General features: G+C 70.4%; 1 protein-coding gene. It reads right to left on the minus strand.

Annotated features, from left to right (window positions below):
* Positions 1-4,429 (minus strand): non-ribosomal peptide synthetase (locus ABT026_RS32030; RefSeq protein WP_351118716.1); only part of this gene is annotated, 4,429 nt, incomplete at both ends.

Below are 4,429 nucleotides of genomic sequence, written 5' to 3' on the forward strand. Positions count from 1 at the left end.
ACGTCGGCCAGGCGGCCGTCGGGCAACCGGAACGGAGAGGCGCCGCCCGTCTCGAGGCCGAGGCAGATCTGGAACAGGGGGTGCCGGGCGAGGGAGCGAGCCGGGTTGACCGTGTCGAGGACGAGGTCAAAGGGTGCTTCCTGGTGGGCGAAGGCGTCCAGGTCGGTCGCACGGATCCGTGCCAGCAGTTCTTGGAAGGTCGGGTCTTCGCTGCTGTCGGTGCGCAGCACCAGGGTGTTGACGAAGAATCCGACCAGGTCACGCAACTGCTCGGCGCCTCGACCGGCGACCGGGGTGCCTACGGCGAGGTCGGTGCCGGCGCCGAGGCGGGTGAGAGCGGTGACGAGGGCGGCGTGGACCACCATGAACGGGGTGCAGCCCTGAGCGAGAGCGAGCTCGCCCACTCGTGTCATGACGTCCGGGCCGAGATCGACTTCGACTTGTCCGCCTCGGTGGGTCGCCCGGGCGGGACGGGGCCGGTCCAGGCGCAGACCGTGCTCCTCGGGCAGCCCGTCCAGCGTCGAGCGCCAGAACCCGAGCTCGCGCGCCAGCACGCTGTCCGGGTCGTCGGGCGAGCCCAGGGTTCGGTGCTGCCAGTGCGCGTAGTCGGCGTACTGGACCGGCAAGGGCGGCAGCACGTTCTCGTTCGCACCCGACAGCCGTGCCTCGTAGGCCCGGGCCAGGTCGTCGAAGAACACGCTGTTCGACGCGCCGTCCGTCGCCACATGGTGCAGCAGGATCAGGAGCACGGTCGTTCCGTCACGGGACTCCAGCACACTGACGCGTAGCGGGATCTCCGTCCGCAGGTCGAACCGGTACCCCGCGGCCGCCACCAGATCGGATTCCAGGGTTTTCGGAGTGGTGGTACGCCGCTCGACCGGCACCTGGACCTCGGTGGGCGGCAGGATCCGCTGGCGCGGTTCGCCGTCGACGGTCTCGATCAGGGTGCGCAGGGGTGCGTGGCGTTCGGCCAGGTCGTTGAGTGCGGCCTGCCAGGCCGCCGTGTCGAGTTCGCCGTGCAGGCGTATCGCGAGGGGCACGTTGTAGGCGGTGCTGTCGCCGTCCAGGTCGGCCAGGAGCCACAGTCGTCGCTGGGCGAAGGACGCGGCCGGCAGGGAGTTGCCGTCGTCTGTGCCTTCTCCGGCTGTGATCGGGGGTAGGGCGGGCAGTCCCTTGTGGTGGGAGATCAGGTCGGCGAGTCGGGCGGGGGTGGGGTGCTGGAAGACGTCGCGGATGGTCAGGCGTACGCCGAGTGCGTCCGCGATGTGGTTGGTGAGCCGCGCCACCCGCAACGAATGCCCGCCGAGGACGAAGAAGTCGTCGTCGATGGTGGGGAAGTCCGTGACACCGAGGACCTGAGCGAAGAGAGCCGTCAGGGTCTCCTCGAGCGGGGTACGAGGGGCACGGCCACCCGTGGAGACGGAGGACGGTTCAGGCAGAGCCCGCTTGTCGATCTTGCCGTTGGGGGTGAGGGGGAGCCGGTCGAGGACGGTGAGGTAGGTGGGGACGAGGTGGTCAGGGAGCCGCTCGGTGAGGTGACCGCGGATGTCATCGGGTGAGGCAGGTCCGTCCGTGACGATGTGGGCGCAGAGCCGGTCCTGGTGGGTGGTGACGACGGCCTGGGTGACGGCGGGGTGGGTGAGGAGGGCGGCTTCGATTTCGCCGGGTTCGACGCGGAAGCCGCGGATTTTGATCTGGTCGTCGGCGCGGCCTTCGTAGTGGAGGTTGCCGTCCGCGTCGAAGTGGACGAGGTCGCCGGTGCGGTAGAGACGGCTGCCGGCAGGACCGTACGGATTCGCCACGAAACGTGCGGCGGACAGATCCGGGCGGCCGAGGTAGCCGTGGGCGAGGCCGTCGCCGGCGAGGTAGAGCTCACCGGTCACGCCGGGGGCGGTGAGTTGGAGTCGGTTGTCGAGGACGTAGGCGCCCTTGTTGACCAGGGGTGATCCGATGGGGATCGTCGGGTGGGGCTGATCAGCGGGTTCGATGGTGTGGGTGGTGGTGAAGCCCATGGATTCGGCGGGGCCGTAGCCGTTGGCGATGGTGATGCCGGGCTTCAGTTGCTGCAGCTTGTGGACGTGGGCGGGGGAGGCTGCTTCGCCGCCGGTGTAGGCGATGGTGACGGTGTCGAAGGCGTCGGGGTGTTCGTCGGTGAGGTAGTTGAACAGGCTTGCCGACAGCTGCAGCATCGTGACGCGGTGGCGTTGCGAGAGTTCGGCGATCAGCGCGGGTTCGGGTCGCTGCCCGGGCTGCAGGACGGTGGCCGCGCCGTGGAGCAGGGCGCCCCAGAACTCGAGGCTGAAGGCGTCCCAGGACACGGGGGAGCACTGGAGGAAGACCTCATCCGGTCCGAAGTTTCCGTAGGACTGGGCAGTGACCGTCGACACCAGGTTCCTGTGCGAGGACAGGATGCCCTTGGGCCGGCCCGTGGACCCGGAGGTGAACATCAGGCACGCCACGTCGTCACCGGACAGGGGGATCCCGAGGTCGTCGGCCTGGTACTCGGTGAGCTGGTCGGGGTTCTCGGTGACCGTGGTCCACGGACCTGCGAGCCGGTCGGCGAGCGTGGAGTCGGTGACGAGGAGGCGTATGCCGGCGTCGGTGGCGGCGGTGTGGAGGCGTTCGTCGGGGAAGTCGGGGTCGAGGAGGGTGTAGGCGGCGCCGGTCTTGGCGACGGCGATGACCGCGGTGGCGAAGTCGGCGCCTCGTTGCAGCAGGACGCCGGCCATGTCGCCCCGCCGCAGGCCCTGGTCGCGCAGGTGGCGGGCCCAGCGGTTGGCGGCCGCGTTGAGGTCCTTGTAGGTGACCTGGCGGTCTTCGTCGATGAGGGCGATCCGGTCGGGGAATCGTTCCGCCTGCTTCTCGAACTGCTCGACCAGTGAGACGGCGTCGATGTCGGCGCTGCTGCCCGCCCAGGGTCCGGTGATGAGAGCACGGTCGTCCTGGGACAGGATGTCGAGGCTGCCGATCCGGTGGCCGGGGTCGGCCAGGACCTGTTCGAGGACCTGGCCCAGGACGGTGACCATGCGTCGCACGGTGCTGTCGTCGAACAGGTCCTGGGCGAAGAGAACCGTGCCGTGCAGGCGCTCGTTGTCGTCGGAACGGAGCAGGAACTCGAGGTCGAACTTGGCCGAACCGTTCACGACGGGGACCACGTCACCCGTCCCGTTGCCCGGCAGGCTCAGACGGGGGGCGGTGGCGACGTCAAGGGTGAGGCAGATCTGGAAGAGCGGGTGACGCGCGAGCGAGCGCGTGGGGTTGAGCGTTTCGAGGACGAGGTCGAAGGGCGCTTCCTGGTGAGCGAAGGCATCCAGATCGGTCGCACGGACCCGCGCCAGCAGCTCCCGGAAGGTCGGATCCCCGCTGCTGTCGGTGCGCAGCACCAGGGTGTTGACGAAGAAACCGACCAGGTCACGCAACTGCTCGTCCCCGCGCCCGGCGACCGGCGTGCCCACCGCCAGGTCGGTGCCGGCGCCGAGGCGGGCCAGGGCGGCGACGAGGGCGGCGTGGACCACCATGAACGGCGTGCAGCCTTCCGCCAAGGCCAGCTCGCCCACCCGGGCGAAAAGATCCGGGCCGAGGTCCACTCCGATTTCGCCGCCTCGGTGGGTCGCCCGGGCGGGACGGGGCCGGTCCAGGCGCAGACCGTGCTCCTCGGGCAGCCCGTCCAGCGTCGAATGCCAGAACCCGAGCTCCCGCGCCAGCACGCTCTCCGGGTCGTCGGCCGCCCCCAGTACCGTCCGCTGCCACTGCGCGTAGTCCGCGTACTGCACCGGCAGCGGCGCAAGCACGCTCCCCGCCGCCCCGGACACCCGCGCCGCATAGGCCCGCGACAGGTCCTCGAAGAACACGCCGTTCGACGCGCCGTCCGTCGCCACGTGGTGCAGCAGCACCAGGAGCACGCACGACCCGTCACCGGGCTCGAGCACGGTGACCCGCAGCGGGATCTCCGTCCGCAGGTCGAACCGGTACCCCGCGGCCGCCACCAGGTCGGACTCCAGGGATCCCGGGGTGGTGACACGCCGTTCCACCCGCACGCGGGCCTCGTCCGGCCGAAGGACACGCTGGCACGGCTCGCCGTCCACCGCCTCGATCAGGGTGCGCAGCGGGGCGTGGCGTTCGACGACGTCGTTGAGCGCGGCCTCCAGCCCCGCCGTGTCCACGGACCCGTCGACCCGCACCGACAGCGGAACGTTGTAGGCGGCGCTGTCGCCGTCCAGGTCGGCCAGGAGCCACAGCCGTCGCTGGGCGAAGGACGCGGGCACGGGGCCGGACGTGAGGGCGGCGGGAGTCAGGGCGGGCAGGGCGGTCGCCTTCTGTGCGCCCATGCCGGTGATGTGTGCGGCGAGTCGGGCGGGGGTGGGGTGCTGGAAGACGTCGCGGACGGTGAGTCGGACGTCGAAGGCGGTGGCGATGTGGTTGGTGAGGC

Source organism: Streptomyces sp. NPDC002734 (genome assembly GCF_040295685.1).
Classification (GTDB): Bacteria; Actinomycetota; Actinomycetes; order Streptomycetales; family Streptomycetaceae; genus Streptomyces.